The 17,220-nt window shown below is 72.1% G+C and carries 17 protein-coding genes and 2 pseudogenes; 11 read left to right on the top strand and 8 right to left on the bottom strand.

The genetic code is table 11. The features are described from left to right. Positions 1-377, bottom strand: a pseudogene (locus EES42_RS44560) (hypothetical protein); the annotation flags it as partial. 590 nt (positions 378-967) lie between these two features. Here EES42_RS44560 and EES42_RS03310 point away from each other — a divergent pair. After that, positions 968-2,965, top strand: coding sequence for an elongation factor G (locus EES42_RS03310; RefSeq protein WP_124716567.1), 1,998 nt, complete (start codon positions 968-970; stop codon positions 2,963-2,965). A gap of 36 nt (positions 2,966-3,001) precedes the next feature. On the opposite strand, the gene EES42_RS03305 is transcribed toward EES42_RS03310, so the two are convergent. Both EES42_RS03305 and EES42_RS03300 read right to left on the bottom strand, forming a co-directional pair. Continuing rightward, positions 3,002-3,859 carry a transglutaminase family protein gene (locus EES42_RS03305; protein WP_124716566.1) on the bottom strand — a complete coding sequence of 286 codons (858 nt, stop codon included), beginning with the start codon at positions 3,857-3,859 and terminating at the stop codon, positions 3,002-3,004. A gap of 18 nt (positions 3,860-3,877) precedes the next feature. After that, positions 3,878-4,879, bottom strand: coding sequence for a GNAT family N-acetyltransferase (locus EES42_RS03300; RefSeq protein ID WP_124716565.1), 1,002 nt, complete (start codon positions 4,877-4,879; stop codon positions 3,878-3,880). Between the two features lie 117 nt (positions 4,880-4,996). Between EES42_RS03300 and fdxA the strand changes: the two genes are divergently transcribed. Together fdxA and dapC are read left to right on the top strand one after the other, a co-directional pair. Continuing rightward, positions 4,997-5,317, top strand: a complete 321-nt coding sequence (fdxA, locus tag EES42_RS03295) for a ferredoxin (RefSeq protein WP_018956287.1) — start codon at positions 4,997-4,999, stop codon at positions 5,315-5,317. Between the two features lie 129 nt (positions 5,318-5,446). Then, positions 5,447-6,541, top strand: coding sequence for a succinyldiaminopimelate transaminase (gene dapC, locus EES42_RS03290; RefSeq protein WP_124716564.1), 1,095 nt, complete (start codon positions 5,447-5,449; stop codon positions 6,539-6,541). A 108-nt stretch (positions 6,542-6,649) separates the two neighbouring features. Here dapC and EES42_RS03285 read toward each other — a convergent pair whose 3' ends face one another. Next, positions 6,650-7,051: an ATP-binding protein gene (locus EES42_RS03285; RefSeq protein WP_124716563.1), complete on the bottom strand. Its 402-nt coding sequence runs from the start codon at positions 7,049-7,051 to the stop codon at positions 6,650-6,652. Positions 7,052-7,339: 288 nt separating this feature from the next. Next, complete coding sequence (locus EES42_RS03280) at positions 7,340-8,287, bottom strand: hypothetical protein (RefSeq protein ID WP_241196219.1); 948 nt, start codon at positions 8,285-8,287, stop codon at positions 7,340-7,342. 61 nt (positions 8,288-8,348) lie between these two features. Between EES42_RS03280 and dapE the strand changes: the two genes are divergently transcribed. Together dapE and EES42_RS03270 are read left to right on the top strand one after the other, a co-directional pair. Continuing rightward, positions 8,349-9,428, top strand: coding sequence for a succinyl-diaminopimelate desuccinylase (gene dapE, locus EES42_RS03275; RefSeq protein WP_124716562.1), 1,080 nt, complete (start codon positions 8,349-8,351; stop codon positions 9,426-9,428). A 101-nt stretch (positions 9,429-9,529) separates the two neighbouring features. Continuing rightward, positions 9,530-10,279 (top strand): LOG family protein, encoded by a 750-nt coding sequence (locus EES42_RS03270; RefSeq protein ID WP_124716561.1) that lies wholly within the window; start codon positions 9,530-9,532, stop codon positions 10,277-10,279. Positions 10,280-10,378: 99 nt separating this feature from the next. Here the strand turns inward: EES42_RS03270 and folP are convergent, their stop codons facing one another. After that, entirely contained in the window at positions 10,379-11,251 is an 873-nt protein-coding gene (gene folP / locus EES42_RS03265; protein ID WP_124716560.1) for a dihydropteroate synthase, read from the bottom strand. 155 nt (positions 11,252-11,406) lie between these two features. Between folP and EES42_RS03260 the strand changes: the two genes are divergently transcribed. Together EES42_RS03260 and EES42_RS03255 are read left to right on the top strand one after the other, a co-directional pair. After that, positions 11,407-11,856, top strand: coding sequence for a DivIVA domain-containing protein (locus EES42_RS03260; RefSeq protein ID WP_124716559.1), 450 nt, complete (start codon positions 11,407-11,409; stop codon positions 11,854-11,856). Beyond that, the gene (locus EES42_RS03255; protein WP_124716558.1) at positions 11,853-12,437 is read left to right on the top strand and encodes a DNA-3-methyladenine glycosylase I; all 585 of its coding nucleotides are present in this window, start codon (positions 11,853-11,855) and stop codon (positions 12,435-12,437) included. The genes EES42_RS03260 and EES42_RS03255 overlap by 4 nt, the downstream gene beginning before the upstream one ends. Positions 12,438-12,507: 70 nt before the next feature. Here the strand turns inward: EES42_RS03255 and EES42_RS03250 are convergent, their stop codons facing one another. Continuing rightward, positions 12,508-13,320: a 2-cyclohexenylcarbonyl CoA isomerase gene (locus EES42_RS03250; RefSeq protein WP_124716557.1), complete on the bottom strand. Its 813-nt coding sequence runs from the start codon at positions 13,318-13,320 to the stop codon at positions 12,508-12,510. Between the two features lie 313 nt (positions 13,321-13,633). Between EES42_RS03250 and EES42_RS03245 the strand changes: the two genes are divergently transcribed. After that, a complete protein-coding gene (locus EES42_RS03245; RefSeq protein ID WP_003966491.1) occupies positions 13,634-13,801 on the top strand; it encodes a DUF3117 domain-containing protein in 168 nt (55 codons plus the stop codon). Positions 13,802-14,009: 208 nt separating this feature from the next. On the opposite strand, the gene EES42_RS03240 is transcribed toward EES42_RS03245, so the two are convergent. After that, on the bottom strand, positions 14,010-14,675 hold the full coding sequence (locus tag EES42_RS03240) for an O-methyltransferase (protein ID WP_124716556.1): 666 nt from the start codon (positions 14,673-14,675) through the stop codon (positions 14,010-14,012). A gap of 182 nt (positions 14,676-14,857) precedes the next feature. Here EES42_RS03240 and sigE point away from each other — a divergent pair, with 182 nt between their 5' ends. The 3 genes and pseudogenes from sigE to EES42_RS03225 form a co-directional block, all read left to right on the top strand. Continuing rightward, positions 14,858-15,619, top strand: a complete 762-nt coding sequence (gene sigE / locus EES42_RS03235; RefSeq protein ID WP_206433351.1) for an RNA polymerase sigma factor SigE — start codon at positions 14,858-14,860, stop codon at positions 15,617-15,619. After that, complete coding sequence (locus EES42_RS03230; protein ID WP_124716555.1) at positions 15,616-16,647, top strand: zf-HC2 domain-containing protein; 1,032 nt, start codon at positions 15,616-15,618, stop codon at positions 16,645-16,647. The genes sigE and EES42_RS03230 overlap by 4 nt, the downstream gene beginning before the upstream one ends. Positions 16,648-16,760: 113 nt before the next feature. Continuing rightward, positions 16,761-17,220: pseudogene (locus tag EES42_RS03225) on the top strand (protease); the annotation flags it as partial.

Raw genomic sequence — 17,220 nt, 5'->3', positions numbered from 1 at the left:
CCGCGGCCGCCCTCGTCGTCACCGGCGAGCACAGTGGCCATGAAGCCGCCGCCGGCGTGGACGCCGCCGTAGGGGCGGTCGCCGCCGCGGCCACCCTTGTCGCCGCCGCGGTCTCCACCGCGGCCACCTTCGTCGCCGCCGCGGTCTCCACCGCGGCCACCTTCGTCGCCGCCGCGGTCTCCACCGCGGCCGCCCTCGTCGCCGCCGCGGTCTCCACCGCGGTCGGACTTTCCGTAGTCGTCGCCGCCGTGCGAGGACGAGTAACCGTTGTCGTGGCCCGAGTCGCCCGACGTGACCATGGCGTAGGCGGACGGACCGGTGATGGCGAGAACCGCTGTGACAGCGGCCGAAGCGAACAGTGTGCGGGCAGAGCGCATCTGAACACATTCCTTTCGCCGCAACTGCGAAGAGTGACGGGCTGTCGACTCAATGTGGCGCAGTGGCGACGTGATCCACCGTCAGTCGGAATGCGAATCCGCGCCATCGGAAACCGCAGCATTGGAGCTACACCGTGGGCTCTTCGGGTGGAGTGGCGCCGATAATCACCCGTTGGACTGCATACGGCGACGCGTGAGGTTTGGGCGGCGGAGGCCCACCCGTTTGCCGACCCCGCCACGCGGCGGCGCGCCCGCCGCCCGTCCCCGGACGGTCTCAGATATTTCGTCAACAACATCAGAAATCATGTGAGTTGGCGCAGGCATCGCAATGTGACGGTCCAGCGGGCCGAGCCCCGTGACCTGCCGGATCACCGCGCCGAAGACTCCGGATCCGCGTCGGCGGCGCCCCCGGACCGTGCGACGCGCCGTCGCCGGCCTCCTTGCCTTCGAGCGGTAAATCGGTTGCCGGCGGTCCGGGCCCCCTGCTGTACTCGCCCGCAGAAATCGATCGACGAAGGAGCGGGTCGTGCGAGGAACTCACATGTTCATTCAGGCGGGAATTGTCACCGATCTTGAGGACATGGAGTTTCGTGCACACGCTGAATCTGGGAATTCTGGCGCATGTCGACGCCGGTAAGACGAGCCTGACCGAGCGGCTGCTCCACACCGCCGGTGTCATCGACGAGATCGGCAGCGTCGACAAGGGCAGCACCCGGACCGATTCCCTGGCGCTCGAACGACAGCGCGGCATCACGATCAAGTCCGCCGTCGTCTCGTTCGCCGTCGACGACACCACGGTCAATCTGATCGACACCCCCGGCCACCCGGACTTCATCGCCGAGGTGGAACGGGTACTGAGCGTGCTCGACGGCGCCGTGCTGGTCGTCTCCGCGGTGGAGGGCGTACAGGCGCAGACCCGCGTGCTGATGCGGACACTGCGGCGCCTGCGCATTCCCACGCTCGTCTTCGTGAACAAGGTCGACCGCGGCGGTGCGCGGTGCGGCTCCGTCCTGCGGGACATCGCCGAGAAGCTGACCCCGGCCGTGGTCGCCATGGGATCGGTCGACGCTCCGGGCGGCCGTGATGCCCGCTGTGCTCCGTACCACCGCACCGACGCCCGCTTCACCGACCGGCTGACCGAGCTTCTCGCCGACCACGACGACGCGCTGCTGGCCGCGTACGTCGAGAACGGCGCGGTGCTCCCGTACGACAGGCTCCGCGATGAGCTGGCGACGCAGACCGGGCGGTCGCTGGTGCATCCCGTGTACTTCGGCTCGGCGATCACCGGGGCCGGGGTGGACGCCCTGATCGCCGGGGTCAGGGAGCTGCTGCCGGCGAGCCGGGGCGATGCCGACGGACCTGTCTCCGGCACGGTCTTCAAGGTGGAGCGCGGACCGGGCGGCGAGAAGACCGCGTACGTCCGGATGTTCTCGGGCACGGTACGGATCCGCGACCGGCTGCCGTTCGGGCGGGGCGACGGGCGCGCCGAGGGCAGGGTGACCGGGATCAGCGTCTTCGAGCAGGGCTCGGCCCCACGCGCGGCCGAGGTCGGAGCGGGCCGGATCGCGAAGCTCCGGGGGCTCGACGGCATCCGGATCGGCGATCCGGTCGGCGAACCGGACGCGGCCCCACCGGGGCGTTGGTTCGCCCCGCCGACGCTGGAATCGGTGGTGGTCCCCAGCCCTCCGGCGAGCCGGGGCGAACTGCTCTTCGCGCTCGCGCAGCTCGCCGAACAGGACCCGCTGATCAATCTGCGGCAGGACGACATCCGCGAAGAGGTGTCCGTCTCGCTCTACGGCGAAGTACAGAAAGAGGTGATCCAGGCGACGCTGGCCGACGAATACGGAATCGGCGTCACCTTCCGCGAGACCACGACCATTTGCCTGGAGCGGCCGCACGGCAGCGGAGCGGCGTACGAGATCATCGATCAGAACGGGAATCCCTTTCTGGCGACCGTCGGTCTCCGGGTCGACCCCGCCCCGGTCGGCAGCGGGATCGAGTACCGGCTCGCGGTGGAGCTCGGGTCGATGCCCTTCTCCCTGATGAGGGCGGTGGAGGAGACCGTGGGAGAGACCCTGCGGCAGGGAATTCACGGCTGGCAGGTCACCGACTGCGTCGTCACCATGACGCATTCCGGTTACTGGCCCCGCCAGAGCCATGCGCACGCGGTTTTCGACAAGAGCATGTCGAGCACCGCGGGCGACTTCCGGAATCTGACCCCGCTGGTCCTGATGAGCGCGCTGAAGCGGGCCGGCACCACGGTGCACGAGCCGATCCACCGGTTCCGTCTGGAGCTCCCGGCGGACCTGCTCGGCCCGGTGCTGCCCGTACTCGCCCAGCTGCGCGCCGTCCCGGAGACACCGGCCGTGCACGGTTCCCGGTGCGTGCTGGAGGGCGAGATCCCGGCGGCCCGCGTCCATGAACTCCAGCAGCAGCTGCCGTCCCTGACGCGCGGCGAAGGGGTCCTGGAATCCGACTTCGACCGCTACCGGGCGGTCGTCGGCGCGGCCCCGGAACGGCCGCGCACCGACCGTGATCCGCTCAACCGCAAGGAGTACCTGCTGCGCACGGCGCGCAGGGTCGTCTGAGGGCCGGTCCGCCGGGACCGCCCCCGGGGGCAGCCCTCAGTTCAGCAACGACCGGGCGGCCCGCGCCCGCCGGCGGATCGCCTCCGCGGCCGCGGGCTCCACCCCGTCGACCACGTCCGCGTACTCCTCCATCTCGGCCGCCCCGCGCAGGAACTGCCCGCTCTGTACGAGCAGCTGGGCGCGCTCGTAGCGCAGCCGGGCGGGATGCGAGGGGAGCAGCAGCGACAGGTCCACCGCCCACAGCGCCACGTCCGTGCGCTCCGGACGGGCCGCCGCCCAGGCCCTGATGTTGTTCAGGATCCGCAGCACGATCTCCAGCGGCCGGGCGGGCACCAGCATCGACTCCTCCAGCGGCTCCCCGGTGGCCCCGGCCACCAGCAGCTCCGCGTCCTGCCCGGTCATCGGCCGTCCCCCGTCGAACGGATCGGCCAATACCCGCTCGGCCGGATCACCGAAGCCGACGACGAAATGACCGGGCAGCGCCACCCCGTACACCGGGGCGCCCGCCCGCCGCGCCACCTCGATCCACACCACGGACAGCAGGATCGGCAGTCCCCGGCGCCTGCGCAGCACCTCGTGCAGCAGCGACGACTCCAGCCGCTGGTAGTCCGCCGACGAGCCCGCGAAGCCGCACCGCTCACCGAGCAGTTCGGCCAGCGCCGAGGCCCAGGCCCGGCCGCCCCGTACCCCGTACGGAAGCCGGCCCGCCAGCTCGTCCAGCTCGATCTGCGCCGCGTCGATCCTGTTCACGTCCAGCGCCGGATCGGCCACCGCGCCCAGCAGCAGGCAGAGCAGCGCGAGGTCCGGCCGCTCGGCGCGGGCCTCCTCGGCGAACTGCCGGCGCAGTTCGTCCGGGTCGGGGCGGCCGGGCCGGCCGGCGGGTTCAGGATTCATCGCAGCCGCCCGCCCCCGTCACGCCGACCGGAAGTGGTGGTAGAGGTGATGGACCGCGAACCCCATGTCCTCGTACAGCGCCCGCGCCCCCGTGTTGTCCGTCTCCACCTGGAGCCATGCCGCCGACGCGCCCTCCTCCAGGGCCCGGCGCGCGAGCGCGGCCATCACGGCGGTGGCGAGGCCCCTGCGGCGGTACGCCGGATCGACCTCGACGGCCATGAAGCCGGCCCAGCGGCCGTCCACCACGCACCGCCCGATCGCGGCGGGCGCCGCGTCCTCGCCGTCACCGGGCACCGAGGCGAACCAGACCGAGGGGCCGCCGCGCAGCACCGCCAGGACGTGCGGGCCCGGGGTGTCGAAGCGCTGGTAGCGGGAGAGCCACGTCTCGTCCAGGTCCCGGCTCAGCCGCACCCGCGACACGTCCGCGTCCAGATCAGCGACCGGGGCGAGCCCGGCGGTGCGTACCTCCGCCGTCACCTCGCGGTGCCATCCGCGCTCCTCCAGCTCCGCGCAGAGCAGCTCCTGGGTGCCCTCGGCACCGGTCGCGGTCTGGATGTACGGGGGCAGGCCCCGTTCCCCGTACCACCGCACAACGCGCCCGAGCGCCTCGTCGAGCGGGACGCCCGGATCGCCGAGCGGCAGTACGGAGTTGGCGCGCCGGGTGAACCCCTGCGCGGCGCGCAGCCGCCAGTCGCCGAGCGGTTCGCTCTCCACCGGCTGCCAGGCCCGGGCGAGGACGGGCGCGAGCTCCTCGAAGGAGGCCGCCGGGCCACGCCGCCGGGCCGGAGCGGCCGGCACGACCTTGCCCGCCACCAGCGCCGACTCCGCGATCCGGACGGACTCACCGCTCTTCGGTGTGATCGAGACCACACCATCGTCCCACGATGTGAGAACTCCGACCGTGTCGGTGAACTTCGCTCCTTGCGGGCCGGTCTCGCACACACGCCGGACTGATACCCGTTTGCCCACGTCAGCCGGTGTGATTCGGACCTTGAGCTGTCCGCCGATGGTGAATTCCACAGCTCTCTGCGCCCCTCCTGTTCGGTTCGTGCCCCGGAACGGAGATACTAGGGGCGGGCATCGACGACGCCGCGCTCCCGCGCGAGAGCCAACGCCCTACCGAGGAGGAACGACAGCGTGACCTACGTCATCGCGCAGCCTTGTGTCGACGTAAAGGACAAGGCCTGCATCGAAGAGTGCCCCGTCGACTGCATCTACGAGGGCCAGCGGTCCTTGTACATCCACCCGGACGAATGCGTCGACTGTGGAGCCTGTGAGCCGGTGTGCCCGGTCGAGGCGATCTTCTACGAGGACGACACCCCGGAGGAGTGGAAGGACTACTACAAGGCGAACGTCGAGTTCTTCGACGACCTCGGGTCGCCCGGTGGTGCCTCCAAGCTGGGCCTGATCGAGCGCGACCACGCGTTCATCGCCGCGCTGCCGCCGCAGAACCAGTAATCAGCGGCCAGCACGTGCGCCGCCCCGGTCCCGTACGGCTCGTCACCGTGCGGGACCGAGGCGTTTCCACGCCCGGGTGACGAGCGGCCCGAGTGCCGCCCGTGACCCCGTACGAGAAAGCAGAGTCCCGTGTCCGCAGTCTCCTCCCGCCTCCCGGTCTTCCCCTGGGACAAGCTCGCGCCCTACAAGTCGACGGCCGAGGCCCACCCCGACGGCATCGTGGACCTGTCCGTCGGCACGCCCGTCGACCCGGTGCCCGAGCTGATCCGGCAGGCGCTGGTCGCCGCCGCGGACAGCCCCGGCTATCCGACGGTGTGGGGGACCACCGAGCTGCGTGACGCGATCACCGGGTGGGTGGAGCGGCGGCTCGGCGCGGTCGGGGTGACGCACCACAACGTCCTGCCGGTCGTCGGCTCCAAGGAGCTGGTGGCCTGGCTGCCGACCCAGCTCGGCCTCGGCGCCGGGGACAGAGTGGCCTACCCGCGCCTCGCCTACCCGACGTACGAGGTGGGTGCCCGGCTCTGCGGCGCCGAGCCCGTGGTCTACGACGACCCGACGGAGCTGGACCCGGCCGCGTTCAAGCTGCTCTGGCTGAACTCGCCGTCCAACCCGACCGGCCGCGTCCTGTCCAAGGACGAGCTGATCCGGATCGTCGCCTGGGCCCGCGAGCACGACGTGCTGGTCTTCAGCGACGAGTGCTACCTGGAGCTGGGCTGGGAGGCCGAACCGGTCTCCGTGCTGCACCCGGACGTCTGCGGCGGTACGTACGAGGGCATCGTCGCCGTCCACTCGCTCTCCAAGCGCTCCAACCTGGCCGGCTACCGCGCGGCCTTCGTCGCGGGCGATGCGGCGGTGCTGAGCGAGCTGCTGCTGATCCGCAAGCACGGCGGCATGATGACGCCGGCCCCGGTCCAGGCGGCGACGGTCGCGGCGCTCGGCGACGACGAGCACGTGGCCGAGCAGCGGATCCGGTACGCGCAGCGGCGCGCGGCCCTGCGCACCGCACTGGAGGCGCACGGCTTCCGGATCGAGCACAGCGAGGCGAGCCTCTACCTGTGGGCGACGCGCGACGAGCCGTGCTGGCAGACCGTGGCGTACTTGGCGGAGCTCGGCATCCTGGTGGCGCCCGGCGACTTCTACGGACCGGCCGGCGACCACTTCGTACGGGTGGCGTTCACGGCGACGGACGAGCGGGTGGCGGCCGCCGTCAAGCGACTGGGCTGAGAGGCCGCCGGCCCACGCGAGCCGGCGGTACACGCGAGGGGCCTCGGGAGTGCGCACTCCCGAGGCCCCTCGCGTATGTGATGTGCCGGCCGGCGCGGCCGGTGCGGGTCAGCCGCCGATCGGCAGACCCTGGGTGGGCAGGCCGCCCCCGGTCACGGAACCGGCGGTCTCGCCGATGACCTGGCCCGCGCTGCCCGCGGCGCCGCCCGCGGCCTTCTGCACGGCGGGGGTGGCCTCGGCGCCGGCCTTGCCGACGGTCTTGTTCGCGGCCGGGAGGGTGGTCCCGACGATCTTGCCGCCGGTGTCGCCCGCCACCTCGGTGCCCTGCTGGGACGCGCCGTCGACCGTCTTGCCGAGACCGGCGCCGTCGACGGTGGTCAGGCCGCCGAGCTCCGGGGCCTGCGGGAGCTCCGCGGCACCCGCGGCTCCGGCCGCACCGACCACGGGGGCGGCACCCGCGGCGATCAGCAGCGCGGCACGGGCGATCCGGCGGGTCAGGGGGAGGGACATGATGCTCCTTCGACAGGATGAGGAATAGGTCTGTCCGTTGATCGGACGCAATGACAACCGTCGAAAGGGCGGGGGAGGTTGCGGTGGGCCGAGGTAAAGAGTCGGCAATGTGTCACATGATCGGCATGGGAGGAACCCGGGTGGACGCAGCAGTCCCAGGGGTATTGATGAACCGTCACTTCTCTTCTGCCATAAGGGAATTGAGAAGACTTCAGGGGGATTTCGGAAAGTGTGTTCCGGGGAGTTTTCCGGAAAGGGCCGGACGACACCTCCGGGCGATCGTACGAACTAGCGCGCGAGCCTTATCCGTACGTCGGTGGTGCCCGATTCCTTGCGTTCCGTCCGCCAGCCCGTCCCGGCCTCCCACACCCGGCCCGCGTACGAGACCTCGTCCAGGCGGAGCGCCTCGGACTGCGCGACCGCCCAGTGCGCCAGCTCCCAGCCGCGCCGGGCCGAGCCGTCGTCCTCGGACGCCCGGGTCGCGGGCACCGGCACCGAGACCGTGCTCGTCGCCGGTGCACCGGCCGCCGCCCCGCCGTCCTGCGGTGCCGTCGTCGCCGCGGGCAGCACCTCCTTGCCGAAGGCGCGCACCAGCTCCGCCCGCACCTTCGCCGCGTCGGGGCCCGCCGCCGTCGCCCGCGGCGGCGCGCAGTTCAGCGCGGCGGGCGTACGGCCGGTCAGCGCCGCCGCCAGCAGGGCCGCGTCCGGCTCGTGCTTCGCGTACGCCTGCGGGAAACCGCTGCGCTGGACCCGCTGGGCCGCGACCGTCAGCGGCAGCCGCGAGTAGCCGGGGACCTCGGCCAGGTGCCGGTAGAACTCCCCGGCGGAGTAGACGGGGTCCAGGATCTGCTTCTCGGTGCCCCAGCCCTGCGAGGGGCGCTGCTGGAACAGCCCCAGCGAGTCCCGGTCGCCGTGCTCGATGTTCCGCAGCCCGGACTCCTGGAGCGCGGTCGCCAGCGCGATCGTCACGGCGCGCTCCGGCATCCCGCGCGAGGTGCCGACCGCGGAGATCGTCGCGGCGTTGACGGCCTGCTCCGGGCTCATCCGGTACGTACGGCCCTCGCCGTCCGAACCGTCCGCGGACCGCACGGTGCATCCCTCGATGACCTGGCTGCCGGTTATGTACTGAACGGTCAGATAGCCGCCGAGTGCGGCGAGCACGACAAGGGCGGCCGCGATGCGCAAGGGGCGGCTGCGGCCGGTGTGTCGGCGGGCGGGGGAGACGGTCCGGGGCACGCGCCCACCGTACTGGAGTGCCCGACCGGGGCCGAGGGCCCAGTCCCTTAGGGTCGGTCCCATGCCCGAAACCACACTTGACCTCACCCTCGACGGCCCGGAGCTGACCGCCCGGCTCGTCGACTTCCCGTCGGTCAGCGGCCAGGAGAAGGACCTCGCGGACGCGATCGAGTCGGCGCTGCGCACCCTCCCCCACCTGACCGTCGACCGGTACGGCAACAACGTCGTGGCCAGGACGGACCTGGGCCGCGCCGAGCGGGTGGTGCTCGCCGGGCACATCGACACCGTGCCGATCGCCGACAACGTGCCGTCCCGGCTCGACGAGAACGGGGTGCTGTGGGGCTGCGGCACCTCCGACATGAAGTCGGGCGTCGCCGTCCAGCTGCGGATCGCCGCGACCGTGCCCGAGCCCAACCGCGACCTGACCTTCGTCTTCTACGACAACGAAGAGGTCGCCGCGCACCTCAACGGGCTCGGACACATCGCCGACGCCCACCCCGACTGGCTGACGGGCGACTTCGCGATCCTGCTGGAGGGCACCGACGCCGAGGTCGAGGGCGGCTGCCAGGGCACCCTGCGGGTCTTCCTCCGTACGGAGGGGGAGCGGGCCCACTCCGCGCGCGGCTGGATGGGGTCCAACGCCATCCACTCCGCCGCCCCGGTCCTGGCCCGCCTCGCCGCGTACGAACCGCGCCGCCCGGTCATCGAGGGCCTCGAATACCGCGAGGGCCTGAACGCGGTACGGATCGAGGGGGGCGTCGCCAACAACGTCATCCCGGACGCCTGCACCGTCGTGGTCAATTTCCGGTACGCGCCCGACCGGACCGCCGAGGAGGCGCTCGCCCACGTCCACGAGGTCTTCGCGGACTGCGGCGTCGCCGAATTCGTCGTCGACGACCACTCGGGCGCGGCCATGCCCGGCCTCTCGCACCCGGCGGCCAAGGCATTCATGGCGGCGGTCGGCGGCACCGCCCGGCCCAAGTTCGGCTGGACGGACGTCTCCCGCTTCGGCTCCCTCGGCATCCCCGCGGTGAACTACGGACCGGGCGACCCGCTCTTCGCCCACAAGCGGGACGAGCACGTGGTGGTCGAGCGGATCACGCAGTGCGAGGAGCGGCTCCGCTCCTGGCTCACCTCCTGACCCATGGCATTCCCCTGTCCGTAACCTCAGTCGATCTACCCTGACCTGACAACGGACGGTCATCGCGGATGGCCGTCGATCGTCGTCGGAGGGAGCAGGTCATGGGCAACCCCGAGGGAGCACGCGTCCCCGAGGAGCAGCGGCTCGGACCGGTACTGCGCCGCAGGGAACAGGTACAGCCCGGCACCACCGACCAGCGGCTGCTGGACACCGAGGGCGACTCCGAGTGGGTGCACACCGACCCCTGGCGGGTGATGCGCATCCAGTCGGAGTTCGTCGAGGGATTCGGCGCGCTGGCCGAGCTGCCGAGCGCGATCAGCGTCTTCGGCTCCGCCCGTACCCCGGCCGGCGGACCCGAATACGAGGCGGGCGTACGGATCGGCAAGGCCCTGGTGGAGGCCGGCTTCGCGGTCATCACCGGAGGCGGGCCGGGAGCGATGGAGGCGGCGAACAAGGGGGCGCGGGAGGCGAAGGGAGTCTCGGTCGGTCTCGGCATCGAGCTGCCCTTCGAGTCCGGCCTCAACCCGCACGTCGACATCGGCGTCAACTTCCGGTACTTCTTCGTCCGCAAGACGATGTTCGTGAAGTACGCGCAGGGCTTCGTCGTACTGCCCGGCGGGCTCGGCACCCTGGACGAACTCTTCGAGGCCCTCACCCTCGTCCAGACGGGCAAGGTCACCCGCTTCCCGATCGTGCTGTTCGGCACCGCCTACTGGAGCGGTCTCGTGGACTGGCTGCGGAACACGGTGGTGGCGCAGGGCAAGGCGTCCGAGCACGACCTGCTGCTGTTCCACGTCACCGACGACGTGGACGAGGCGGTCGAGCTCGTGACGAAGGAGGTCGGCCGGTAGGAGCCGTTCGGGGAGCGGGGCCGGGGCGGGGCCGACGGCCGGGGCCGGGTCCGGGGCGTGGGTTCCGTCCGGGGCGCGGCCCGGCGGGCCGCGCCCGGGTCAGGCCAGTCCGCGCCGTGCCACGGCCGGCTCCCGGTGCCCCGCGATGGACGCCACCATGTCCAGCACCTGCCGGGTCTCCGCCACCTCGTGCACCCGGTACACCTGCGCCCCCAGCCACGCCGAGACGGCGGTGGTCGCCAGCGTCCCGATCACCCGCTCCTTCACCGGCCGGTCGAGCGTCTCGCCGACGAAGTCCTTGTTGGACAGCGAGACGAGCACCGGCCAGCCGGTCTCCGTCATCTCGCCGAGCCGGCGGGTCGCCTCCAGGGAGTGCCGGGTGTTCTTCCCGAAGTCGTGACCGGGATCGATCATGATCCCGTCGGGCCGCACCCCGAGCTCCACCGCCCGCTCGGCCAGTCCCACCGTCACCCGCAGGATGTCCGCCATGACGTCCTCGTACGCGATCCGGTGCGGCCGGGTCCGCGGCTCGGCGCCGCCCGCGTGTGTGCACACCAGACCCGCGCCGTACCGCGCGGCGACCTCCGCGAGCTTCGGGTCCACGCCGCCCCACGCGTCGTTCAGCACGTCCGCGCCGGCCTCGCAGACCGCCTCGCCCACGTCGTGGCGCCAGGTGTCGACGCTGATCACCACGTCCGGGTGGCGGCGGCGCACCTCCGCGACGAACCCCACCGTGCGGCGCGCCTCCTCCTCGGCGGTCACCTCCTCGCCCGGACCCGCCTTCACGCCCCCGATGTCGACGATCGCCGCGCCGTCCGCGATCGCCTGCTCGACCCGGGCGAGCGCCGGTTCGTCCCGGAAGGTCGCGCCCTGGTCGTAGAAGGAGTCCGGAGTACGGTTCACGATCGCCATGATCACCGGCTCGTGCGCACCGAATTCGCGCCGCCCCAGCCTGAGCGCACCGCTTCGCATACCGCGTTTCTCCTTCTGGTAGACCGCCCCGTGAGCCCCGATGGATCGCCCCGTGAGCCGCCTGCGACCCTAGTGCCTCGCCCGGCGGACACCGGCTGTCGGTGCCGCATGGCACGATCGGAGCCGGACAGGTTTCCGCTCCCGGGGAGATGCGTGTGTTCTGGTTCTTGCTGGTGACGATGGTCGTGGTCGTGGCCGCGGTCACCCTGGCGGTGGTCGGTGGGGGGAAGAGCGCCGTCCTGCAGGACGTGGCGCCCGAGCAGCTGGCCGACCCGCTGCCCGTCACGAGACCGGTCGGCCGCGCGGACGTCGACGCGCTGCGCCTGCCGGTGGCGGTACGCGGCTACCGCATGACGGACGTCGACGAGGCGCTCGACCGGCTCGGCGCCGAGCTCGCCGAGCGGGACGCGCGGATCGCGGAGCTGGAATCGGCGCTGGCCGGCGCCCAGGCGACCGCGGTCGGCGGCCCCGATCTGATCGAGCCGCCGCAGGAGCGCCCGCAGCACGGCCGGGAGCTGCCCGAGGACCACCCGAGAGCGCCGTGGGAGCCGCCGGAGCAGGACTCGCGGACCATCGGGAACACGGGAGAGGAGCCCCTGCGATGAGCGGAGCCGAAGCGGCCCCGGACGGCGGCCTGCGCTGCCCGTGGGGGCTCTCCACCGAGGACTACCTCGCCTACCACGACACCGAGTGGGGCCGGCCCGTCCACGGCGACGACGCCCTCTTCGAGCGGCTCTGCCTGGAGGCCTTCCAGTCGGGCCTGTCCTGGCTGACGATCCTGCGCCGCCGGGAGGGCTTCCGTTCCGCCTTCGCCGGGTTCAAGATCCCCGCGGTCGCGGAGTTCACCGACGCCGACAAGGAACGCCTCCTCGCCGACGCCGGCATCATCCGCAACCGGGCGAAGATCGAGGCGACCCTCGCCAACGCCAAGGTGCTGGCCGGCTGGGCGGCCGGCGAACTGGACGAGGTGATCTGGTCCCACGCCCCCGACCCGGCCGCCCGACCGGTCCCGCGCACCACCGGAGACATCCCCGCGGTCACCCTCGAGTCCACCGCACTGGCCAAGGACCTCAAGAAGCGCGGGCTGCGCTTCGTCGGACCCACCACGGCCTACGCGCTGATGCAGGCGTGCGGCCTGGTCGACGACCACCTGGCCGACTGCGTGGCACGCGGATCCGGCGCGTAAGGGGCCGCAGGGACCGCGAGGGCCGCAGGAACCGTGAGGGCCGCAGGGGCCGCGAGGGGCGTTGCGGGGCCTAGCGGCCGAGGTACTTCGGCTTTTCCTTGTTCAGGAACGCCTGCACCGCGATCGTGTGGTCCTCGGACCTCCCGGCCCGGGTCTGGAGCTCGTCCTCCTTCTCCAGCGCCTCGCTCAGCGTGTGACCGGCGCCGTGGGCCAGGGACTCCTTGAGCGCGGCGTAGGCCACGGTGGGGCCGGCCGCCAGGGTGCGGGCCACGGCGACGGCCTCGGCGGCCAGGTCGGCGGCGGGCACCAGCTTGTTCACGATGCCCAGCTCATGGGCGTCCTGGGCGGAGATCGAGCGCGGGAAGAACAGCAGATCGGCGGCGCGGCTCTGCCCGATCAGACGGGGCAGCGTCCAGGAGACGCCCGAGTCGGCGGTGAGGGCCACGCCGGCGAAGGAGGTGTTGAACGAGGCGGTGTCGGCGGCCACCCGGTAGTCGCAGGCGAGCGCGAAGCCGAAACCGGCGCCGGCGGCGACCCCGTTGACCCCGGCGACGACCGGCTTGGGCATCTCGGTGATGGCCCGCACGATCGGGTTGTAGTGCTCCCGCACGGTGCTCAGCGCGTTGCCGCTGCCCGACTCGCGGGTGCTCTCCAGCTTGGCCACGTGCTCCTTCAGGTCCTGGCCGACGCAGAACGCCCGCCCGGTCGCGGTGAGCAGCACGGCCCGTACGGCGGTGTCGGCCGCCGCGGACCGCAGCGCGTCCCGGAGGGCCACCTTGGCCGCGGTGTTCATGGCGTTCATCGCGTCGGGACGGTTGATCGTGATCGTCGCGAGTCCGTCGCTCACTTCGTAGAGCACGCTGTCCGCCATGTGGTCGGCCATTTCGTTGTCCCCTTCGCACCTCGGGCAATGCCTGTCCAGGCAAGCATGGCCGACTCCGGCGGGCGCCGACATGTGACCTGCGTCTAACAATTACGCCCCGATGCGGGGGTGCAGGCGGCGGAGTATCGCAGGCCGATCGCCGAATTGGGTGGTTTTGAGAGAGCGCGTTGCGCAAGCGATGCAGACCGATGTTGGTCATCGGGGTCTGTGATGCGGGATAATGGCCTTGAAGCAATGTGTTCGATGCCGGTGACACAGCGCCTGTCATGGGGCCGCCGGTTGCGATGAGCTGGTTTCAGGAAGGGGAACGAGCATGGCGGCCATGAAGCCGCGGACGGGCGACGGCCCGCTCGAGGTGACAAAGGAGGGGCGGGGCATCGTCATGCGCGTTCCGCTCGAAGGCGGCGGTCGGCTTGTCGTGGAGCTGACTCCGGACGAGGCCGATGCACTCGGCGATGCCCTCAAGAAGGTCGTCGGCTGAGCAGAGGCGCCCACACTTCAGTACTGCCCCGGCACGGAGTCCGTGCCGGGGCAGTACTGCGTCATCAAGCCGGTCCAGCTGCCCGGGGCACCAAAACCACGCCCGTCCGGCGATTATCAAGCCCGTCCGGCGATTGAGGACACCCCCGGACACCCCGCACACGGGCCGAACGCACGAGCCGTGGGACAAGCCTCCCCGCTCCGGGGCGTCAGCCCCTGCGCACCGCGCACAGCAGCCCGTCGCCCACCGGCAGCAGCGTCGACATCAGCTCCTGGCTCTCCCGCACCGCACGCAGCAGCTCCCGCAGCCGCAGCACCTCCGCGGGCTGCGCGGCGGAATCGACCGTACGTCCGTCCGCGAAGACGCCCTCGAAGCAGACCAGGCCGCCCGGGCGCAGCAGGCGCAACGATTCAGCGAGGCAGTCCAGGCTCTCCAGCCGGTCGCCGTCGCAGAACACGAGGTCGTATCCGCCGTCCGCGAGCCGCGGCAGTACGTCCAGGGCGCGGCCGGGGATGAAGCGGGCCCGGTTGGCGGCGAACCCCGCGGCCCGGAACGCCTCGCGGGCGAACTGCTGGCGCTCGGGCTCCGGGTCGACCGTGGTCAGCACGCCGTCGGGCCGCATTCCGTGCAACAGATAGAGGCCGGACACGCCGGTCCCGGTGCCGATTTCGGCCACCGCTTTGGCGTCCGTCGTGGCAGCGAGCAAGCGCAGCGCGGCGCCGGTACCTGGCGACACCGAGCGGAGCCCCGCGTCCTGGGCCCGGTCCCGGGCCCAGTGCAGTGCTTCGTCCTCGGCGACAAAGGCGTCGGCGAACGCCCAGCTCGTCTGCCGGTTGGCGGTAATGACCCTCTCCTGTCCCCGTAGTTGGCGCAACGGTGACTGTATCCGCTGCGCCCGGGAACCCGCAGATGGGACCGGGCGTTATGGGGAGGCAGGGGAGAGCACGTGGATCCGGCCCGCAGATCGGGTCCGGGAGCCACGGGCCGGCGGTTCCCGGGGCGATCCCCGGCCCCAGCAGGAAAAAGGCTTATCCGGAGCTAACGGGCGAGGTGGCTATGGTAGGGGCTCCACTGGACACCACCAGAGCCGATAGGGGAGGTGCGGCTGCGCCTGTGGATCGGGGAGGAGTGCTGCGGCGCTTTCTCAGGTCGGCGGGTGAGCCGAAATCCGTGACCAACATTGCTGACCGTTCTTCCAACGACTCCGCACCGACCGCGACCTTCGCCTCAGATGCGGACTCCCAGGCGTGGACGCCGCCCTCATGGGAAGAGATCGTCAGCACGCACAGCGGCAGGGTCTACCGCCTTGCCTACCGGCTGACGGGCAACCAGCACGATGCCGAGGACCTCACCCAGGAGGTCTTCGTCCGCGTGTTCCGGTCGCTGTCGACCTACACGCCGGGCACCTTCGAGGGCTGGCTGCACCGCATCACGACCAACCTGTTCCTGGACATGGTCCGTCGTAAGCAGCGGATCCGCTTCGACTCCCTCGGCGACGACGCCGCCGAGCGGCTGCCGAGCCGTGAGCCGTCCCCGCAGCAGGTCTTCAACGACACCCACTTCGACGCGGACGTGCAGCAGGCGCTGGACACCCTCGCGCCCGAGTTCCGTGCCGCCGTCGTGCTCTGCGACATCGAGGGTCTTTCGTACGAGGAGATCGCCGCGACGCTGGGCGTGAAGCTCGGCACCGTGCGCAGCCGTATCCACCGCGGCCGCTCGCACCTGCGCAAGGCGTTGCAGCACCGTTCGCCCGAGGCCCGGGCCGAGCAGCGCTCGCTGGCGGGCGCGATCCTGGCAGGGGAGGGCGGAACGGCGTGAGTGGCACAGATCCGACCCCCGCGGAACAACACCTGGGGGACCGCCTCGCCGCGCTCGTCGACGGCGAGCTGAAACACGACGCCCGCGAGCGGGTGCTCGCCCACCTCGCGACCTGTGCCAAGTGCAAGGCCGAGGCCGCGGCGCAGCGGCGCCTGAAGAGTGTCTTCGCCCAGTCCGCCCCGCCGTCGCCGTCCGAGGGGTTCCTCGCCCGGCTGCAGGGCCTTCCAGGGGGGCCTGGGGGTGACGACGACGGCCCGGACAGACCATTCGGCGGCTCCGGGCGCTTCGCCGACGGGCTCTTCCCCGTGATCCAGCCGTCCGGCAGCCGCCCGGACTCGCCGGGGAACCGGCCGCTCGGCGGCTTCGGCTTCCTCCCCACCCCGCACGGCTCGACCGCCGTGCTGCCGGGCGGGCCCTCCCGTTCCGGCTTCCGGATCCACGAGGTGGGCCGGGAGGGCGAGCGGTCGCCCTGGCGCGGCCGGAGATTCGCCTTCGCGGCGGCGAGCGCCGTCTCGCTGGCGGCCATCGCCCTCGGCGGTGCCCTGCCCACGGGTGCGGGTCCCGGCTCCGCGGCCCGGGCCACGGGCTCCGGAAACACGGTGACCCCGCTCGACGCGCCTTCGCGCGGCGAGAGCGGCAGCCCGGCCGGCCGTCGCGGCGGCGGCAGCCACGGCACGCTCGCCGCGAGGGGATCGGGCGAGCGCTCGATCGCCACCGCCCCGTCGACGGCGCCGAGCGTCGCACCGACGGCGCCCTCGGCCACTCCCGCGGTGCTCTCCACCGCGACCCTCGCGGGGAACCCCTTCGCCACGCACGTCCTGACCAATGTGTCCGCGCCACCGCTGATACGCCCGACCGGCACCACCCCGCTCTTCGCCCAGGCCTTCGGGCGGCTCGGCACGCAGTCCCCGGTGCCCTCCACGGCACCGTCCGGGACGCAGTCGTCACCACCGCCCTGGGCACGGTCGTCGGCCTCGGCGCACCCCGACCCCGCCGATCTCGGTCTGCCGCTTTCCTCCCGGCGCTGACCGACGGGGTCTGCGCAAGTATTCGCAAACCTGGTTGAATTCCGGGAGCAGTTCCGGGAGGGACGCCCCTGGCGGGGCGTGCAGAGGCCAGTTGCGGCAGTTGCGGGGAGAGCATGGAAGACGGGAAGTCCACCGGGCCGAAGGCCAAGTGGTGGAGCAGGCCCACACCGGGACGCACCACCCGCACGGCACCGGACGAGCCGACACCCGTAGCGGACACGGCAGCACCTGCGGCCGACCCGGCGGATGCACCGACGGACGCGATCGCGGCGCCGGACGCGGATTCGGCGACGGAAGCGACGGCCGGGAGCAGCATGGCGGAGCCGGAGACGCCCACGGCCGACACGCCGCCCGCCCCGGCCCCCGGGCCGGGGCCCGACGTGCCGGCCGCGCGGCTCACGAAGCCGCTGCACGAGCCCGACGAGTACAGCACCCCGCCCTACGGCGGACCGGGCCCCTGGGCGCCCGCACCTCCGGTGCAGCGACCGGTCCCGACCCCGGCGCACGGCACCCCCGTACCCCCGCAGTACGCGGGGACGAACGGCGCGGGCATCCCCACGCAGCCCGCCCCCA

The organism is Streptomyces sp. ADI95-17 (genome assembly GCF_003846175.1).
Classification (GTDB): Bacteria; Actinomycetota; Actinomycetes; order Streptomycetales; family Streptomycetaceae; genus Streptomyces; species Streptomyces sanglieri.
Note: the sequence above shows the minus strand (reverse complement) of the source record. Positions and strands in the feature narration are given on the sequence as shown.

Coding starts and splice junctions, on each gene's coding strand:
- EES42_RS03305 (WP_124716566.1), bottom strand. CDS start 3,859: ATGAATCCTGAACCCGCCGGCCGGCCCGGCCGCCCCGACCCGGACGAA.
- EES42_RS03285 (WP_124716563.1), bottom strand. CDS start 7,051: ATGTCCCTCCCCCTGACCCGCCGGATCGCCCGTGCCGCGCTGCTGATC.
- dapE (WP_124716562.1), top strand. CDS start 8,349: ATGCCCGAAACCACACTTGACCTCACCCTCGACGGCCCGGAGCTGACC.
- EES42_RS03270 (WP_124716561.1), top strand. CDS start 9,530: ATGGGCAACCCCGAGGGAGCACGCGTCCCCGAGGAGCAGCGGCTCGGA.
- folP (WP_124716560.1), bottom strand. CDS start 11,251: ATGCGAAGCGGTGCGCTCAGGCTGGGGCGGCGCGAATTCGGTGCGCAC.
- EES42_RS03255 (WP_124716558.1), top strand. CDS start 11,853: ATGAGCGGAGCCGAAGCGGCCCCGGACGGCGGCCTGCGCTGCCCGTGG.
- EES42_RS03250 (WP_124716557.1), bottom strand. CDS start 13,320: ATGGCCGACCACATGGCGGACAGCGTGCTCTACGAAGTGAGCGACGGA.
- EES42_RS03245 (WP_003966491.1), top strand. CDS start 13,634: ATGGCGGCCATGAAGCCGCGGACGGGCGACGGCCCGCTCGAGGTGACA.
- sigE (WP_206433351.1), top strand. CDS start 14,858: ATGGTAGGGGCTCCACTGGACACCACCAGAGCCGATAGGGGAGGTGCG.